The sequence below is a fragment of the uncultured Vibrio sp. genome (genome assembly GCF_947488985.1).
Lineage (GTDB): Bacteria > Pseudomonadota > Gammaproteobacteria > Enterobacterales > Vibrionaceae > Vibrio.
Map to the genome: position 1 here is coordinate 1 of NZ_CANLBV010000221.1, position 1309 is coordinate 1309.

Consider the following 1309-nt stretch of genomic DNA (forward strand, 5'->3'; position numbering starts at 1 on the left):
TACTTGAACCTGGACAACCGTCGCCAGGCCCACCTAGCCTTCTCCGTCCCCCCATCGCAATTGTAAGAAGTACGGGAATATTAACCCGTTTCCCATCGACTACGCCTTTCGGCCTCGCCTTAGGAGTCGACTTACCCTGCCCCGATTAACGTTGGACAGGAACCCTTGGTCTTCCGGCGAGGGAGTTTTTCACTCCCTTTATCGTTACTCATGTCAGCATTCGCACTTCTGATACCTCCAGCAGCCCTTACAGACCACCTTCAACGGCTTACAGAACGCTCCCCTACCCCACACACCCTAAGGTGTGCAGCCGCAGCTTCGGTGTATAGCTTAGCCCCGTTACATCTTCCGCGCAGGCCGACTCGACCAGTGAGCTATTACGCTTTCTTTAAATGATGGCTGCTTCTAAGCCAACATCCTGGCTGTCTGAGCCTTCCCACATCGTTTCCCACTTAGCTATACTTTGGGACCTTAGCTGGCGGTCTGGGTTGTTTCCCTCTTCACGACGGACGTTAGCACCCGCCGTGTGTCTCCCGGATAGTACTTACTGGTATTCGGAGTTTGCAAAGGGTTGGTAAGTCGGGATGACCCCCTAGCCTTAACAGTGCTCTACCCCCAGTAGTATTCGTCCGAGGCTCTACCTAAATAGATTTCGGGGAGAACCAGCTATCTCCAGGTTTGATTGGCCTTTCACCCCTAGCCACAAGTCATCCGCTAATTTTTCAACATTAGTCGGTTCGGTCCTCCAGTTGATGTTACTCAACCTTCAACCTGCCCATGGCTAGATCACCTGGTTTCGGGTCTAATCCTAGCAACTGTACGCCCAGTTAAGACTCGGTTTCCCTACGGCTCCCCTAAACGGTTAACCTTGCTACTAAAATTAAGTCGCTGACCCATTATACAAAAGGTACGCAGTCACACCACGAAGGTGCTCCTACTGCTTGTACGTACACGGTTTCAGGTTCTATTTCACTCCCCTCACAGGGGTTCTTTTCGCCTTTCCCTCACGGTACTGGTTCACTATCGGTCAGTCAGTAGTATTTAGCCTTGGAGGATGGTCCCCCCATATTCAGACAGGATATCACGTGTCCCGCCCTACTCGTTTTCACTGATGATGAGATGTCGATTACGGGGCTATCACCCTTTATTGCGGCACTTTCCAGAGCCTTCATCTGTCTCATTAAAAGCTTAAGGGCTAATCCAATTTCGCTCGCCGCTACTTTCGGAATCTCGGTTGATTTCTCTTCCTCGGGGTACTTAGATGTTTCAGTTCCCCCGGTTTGCCTCCTGCTGCTATGTATTCACAACA

At 51.0% G+C, this 1309-nt stretch carries 1 rRNA gene; it reads right to left on the reverse strand.

From position 1 onward, the window contains the following. A 23S ribosomal RNA gene (locus Q1A70_RS19945) occupies positions 1-1309 on the reverse strand; the annotation flags it as partial.